Here is a 4,268-nt window from a genome sequence, read left to right as displayed (position 1 = left end):
GGCGGCCTGGCCGCGCTGTCGGCCGTCGCCGCCGTCGCGGGCTGCACCACGACCCCGCGCCCGGCCCCGCCCACCGCGGGCGCCACGGCCACCCCCTCCGCGGATGCCGAGGATCCGCCCGCGCCCGCCGTGACCGCGTCCGGCGGCCCGCCCATCGAGCCCATGACCTACGCGCCCGACGACGCGCTCGCCGGCTTCTACGCGCTGCGCGACCGGGTGCGCGAGCGCCGCCTCGCGATCGGCGTGCTCGGCGACAGCATCACCGAGGGCCAGGGCGCCACCACGCTGCAGCACGCCTACCCCGCCCAGCTCCGCGACCGCCTGCGCGGCGCCTTCCCGTCGGGCGCGCGCGGCGGGCTCGACTACATCGCGTCGCGGCACCAGATCACCGTGCCCGCCGACCAGGGCTTCGCCTTCTCCGGGACGCCCGCAGCGGGCGGGCGGCACGGCTGGGGGCGGCGCGTCGTGATGCTCACCGAGGCGTCGGGCCCCGGCACGTACACCGCGCGCATGACCTCGGCCCGCGTCTGCTGGTGGGCGCCCGGCCTCGACGCGGCGATCACGGTCCAGGTCGACGGCGGCGAGCCCGAGACGGTGCGCGCCGAGGCGGGCGGATCCCTCACGTGGACGAGCCCGCAGCTGGAGTCCGCCGAGCACGAGATCACGGTCGCGTGGGCCGGCGGGAAGCCCGAGCTCGAGGGCGCGTGGCTCTTCGACGGCGACGAGGAGCGCGGGATCCACGTCATCGAGGGCGGCAACTCCGGGTCGCAGCTCTGGCAGCTGTCGGAGAAGGCGCGGCCGGACGGCGTGAGCACGTGGATCCGCTCGGCCCCGCGCTTCGAGCTCGACCTGTGGATGCCCGAGCACCTCATCAACGACGTGGTCGTCCGCACGCCCGAGGAGGTGCGTTCCGACGCGGCCGTGCTCATCGAGCTGATCCGCACCACGAGCGAGGCGCCCATCCTCTTCACGCCGCCGTACGAGCGCACCACGCTGCCGATCCGCGGGACCACGTGGGCCGACTACATCGGCGCGCTGCGGGACGCGGCGTCGGCGGATCCGCTCGCCGACGTCTTCGAGATCGGCGCGCACATCCCCCGCATGGTCGGCGAGGGCGCATCCGACCCGTACGGCTGGATGGGCCCCGACAACCACCCGAACGACCGGGGCTACGCGCGCTTCGCCGAGGTGCTCGCCGCGAAGCTCCAGGCCACCCCGGCCTGACGCGGCGGCGGCGGGCGGCGCGTCCCGCAGGGGCCGGAGCCGCCGCCCTCAGCTCGCGACCGCGACCAGGCCCGGCTCCGCGCTCGACGCCAGCAGCTCGTGCCGCGGGACGACCCGCACGGTGTACCCGAACGGCCCGGCGACCGCGAGCCGCACGGTGCCGGCGTACTCCTGCTGCCCCCCGGATCCGCCCACGGGCTCGAGGGCCTGCCGGACCGCATCCGTCAGCACGTCGCCCTCGCCGATGCGGCCGTGCACGACCTCGACCGCCACGTCGCCCGCGCCGAGGCCGCCGAGCGCCACCCATGCGCGCACCCGCAGCTCGTCGCCGACCTGCGCCCGGTGCTCGACGCCCTCGGACTCGACGTGCGCGACCTGCACCGACGGCCAGGCGGCGGCGACGCGGTCGCGCCACGCGGCGAGCTCGCGGGCCAGACGATGGTCGTCCGCCGCGACGACGGCCTGCGCCCGTCCGGCGGGCACGTACAGGCGCTCGACGTACTGCCGCACCATGCGGTCGGCGCTGAGCTCGGGCGACAGGGTCAGCAGGGTGTGGCGGATGTCCTGCACCCAGCCCGTGGGCACGCCGTCCGCGTCGCGCTCGTAGAAGCGCGGGGCGATGCGGTTCTCGATGAGGTCGTAGAGCGCGGTCGCCTCCATCGCGTCGCGCTCGGCGCCGTCGTGCGCGCGGTCGGCCGACGGGATAGCCCAGCCGTTGCGGCCGTCGGAGTACTCGTCCCACCAGCCGTCGAGGATCGACAGGTTGAGCGCGCCGTTGAGCGCCGCCTTCATGCCCGACGTGCCGCACGCCTCGAGCGGCCGCAGCGGGTTGTTGAGCCAGACGTCGGTGCCCGGGTACAGCAGCTGAGCCATGCCGATGTCGTAGTCGGGCAGGAACACCAGGCGCCCCCGGATCCCGGGCTCGGCCGCGAACCGCACGAGCTCCTGGATGAGGCGCTTGCCTTCGTCGTCCGCCGGGTGCGACTTGCCGGCCACCACGATCTGCACGGGCCGGTCCGGGTCGGTGAGGATGCGGCGGAGGCGCTCCCGGTCGTGGAGCATCAGCGTCAGGCGCTTGTACGTGGGCACGCGCCGCGCGAAGCCGATGGTGAGGACCTCGGGGTCGAGCACGTCCTCGAGCCACGCGGGCTCGACGGCGCCCGGGTTCTGCTCGCGCCAGGCGCGCACGACGCGGCGGCGGGCGTCCTCGACGAGCTGGCGGCGCATCAGGCCGCGCACGTCCCAGAGGTCGCCGTCGCTCACGGCCGTCGAGGACCAGTCGGCCGCCGTGGTGTCCCACGTGCCGAGGCGCTCGCGCGCGAGCGACATGAGCATCGGATCCGTCCACGTCGGCGCGTGCACGCCGTTCGTCACGCTCGTGATCGGCACCTCGTCGGCGTCGAAACCCGGCCAGAGCCCGGCGAACATGCCGCGGCTGACCTCGCCGTGCAGCAGGGAGACGCCGTTGGCGCGCTGCGCGAGGCGGAGGCCCATGAGCGCCATGTTGAACACGTCAGGGGATCCCCCGTCGTGGACCTCGGCGCCGAGGCCCAGCACGCGCTCCGGCGGCACGCCCGGCAGCAGGCGATCCGTGATGTGCTGCCGCACGAGTCCGACGTCGAACCGGTCGATGCCCGCGGGCACGGGCGTGTGCGTCGTGAACACGGTGCCGGCGCGCACCACCTGCAGCGCATCGTCGAAGCCGAGGCCGTCGGCCATCAGGGTCGAGATCCGCTCGACGCCGAGGAAGCCGGCGTGGCCCTCGTTGGTGTGGAAGACCCGGGGCACGGGCGCGCCCGTGACGCGCGCGTGCGCCGCGATCGCCCGCACCCCGCCGATCCCGAGCAGCAGCTCCTGGTGCAGCCGGTGCTCGCCGCCGCCCCCGTAGAGCCGGTCGGTGACGCGGCGGAGGTCGTCGTCGTTCTCGGGCACGTCGGTGTCGAGGAGGAGGAGCGGGATGCGGCCGACGCGCGCCTGCCAGATGCGCGCGTGCAGCGTCCTGCCGGCCGGCAGCTCGAGGACGACCGCCACGGGCGCGCCCTCGGCGTCGCGCAGCACCTGGAGGGGCAGGCCGTCCGGGTCGAAGACGGGGTAGGTCTCCTGCTGCCAGCCGTCCGAGGAGATCCCCTGCCGGAAGTAGCCGGAGCGGTAGAAGAGGCCGACGCCCACGAGCGGGACGCCGAGGTCGGACGCGCTCTTCAGGTGGTCGCCCGCGAGGATGCCGAGGCCGCCGGAGTACTGCGGGAGCGCGGCGGCGATGCCGTACTCGGGCGAGAAGTAGCCGATCGCCTCGGGCACGTCGCCCGCGAGGGACTGGTACCAGCGGGGCTCGCTCACGTACGCGCGGAGGTCCGCGCGCTGCTCCTCCGCCCACGCGACGAAGCCCTCGTCTGCGGCGAGCTCGCGGAGCCGCTCCTGGTCGACCGCGCCGAGCAGCGCCACCGGATCGTGGCCCGTGCCCTCCCAGAGCTCGGGGCTCACGTGCGCGAACACGCGGCGGGTGGGCTCGTACCAGGACCATCGGAGGTTCCCGGCGAGCTCGTCCAGCGCGGACAGCTCCTCCGGGAGGACGGCACGGACGGTGAACCTGCGGATGGCCTTCACGGGACTCCCTCGGACCGGCGGCCGCGGGCGGACCCGCGCGATGGCTCCCGAGCCTAGGGGCGCGGGGTGGACGGCACCAGGGTCCCGACCGAGCGTGGAGCCGCCGTGGACGCGGACCGGACGGCCGGTGACGCGCGGACGTCGGGCATCCGCACGGCGTCCGCCCCCGCCGCGGCGAGCGACAGCCGGACGGCTCACGGGCTACGGTCGAACAGTGACCACACCCCAGGACGGACCCGATCCCCTCCCCCGCCCGGTGCGCGGCCGTGCAGCCCGCAAGCTCGCCAAGGCCCAGAAGCTCCAGGACGCCCAGAACCCGCCGACGCCCGAGCCGCCGATGATCCCCGAGGCACCCGCGCAGGCGGCTCCCGTCGCCGCGCCCGCCGCCTCGGAGCCGCAGCCGCCCGTGATCCCGGCGCCGCCCGCGGCCCCGCCGGTGG

The 4,268-nt window shown here is 75.6% G+C and carries 3 protein-coding genes; 2 read left to right on the top strand and 1 reads right to left on the bottom strand.

The annotated features are described in order from the left end of the window. A partial coding sequence (locus DZG00_RS12830) for an SGNH/GDSL hydrolase family protein (RefSeq protein ID WP_119455690.1) occupies nt 1-1,224 on the top strand: 1,224 nt, incomplete at its 5' end. Nucleotides 1,225-1,272: 48 nt separating this feature from the next. Here DZG00_RS12830 and glgP read toward each other — a convergent pair. After that, nucleotides 1,273-3,828, bottom strand: coding sequence for an alpha-glucan family phosphorylase (gene glgP, locus DZG00_RS12825; RefSeq protein ID WP_119455689.1), 2,556 nt, complete (start codon nt 3,826-3,828; stop codon nt 1,273-1,275). A 214-nt stretch (nt 3,829-4,042) separates the two neighbouring features. On the opposite strand from glgP, the gene DZG00_RS17155 reads away from it, so the two are divergent. Then, nucleotides 4,043-4,268: hypothetical protein (locus DZG00_RS17155; protein ID WP_199689818.1), on the top strand; the 226-nt coding region annotated here is incomplete at its 3' end.

Source organism: Clavibacter lycopersici (genome assembly GCF_003576405.1).
Taxonomy (GTDB): domain Bacteria; phylum Actinomycetota; class Actinomycetes; order Actinomycetales; family Microbacteriaceae; genus Clavibacter; species Clavibacter lycopersici.
Note: the sequence above shows the minus strand (reverse complement) of the source record. Positions and strands in the feature narration are given on the sequence as shown.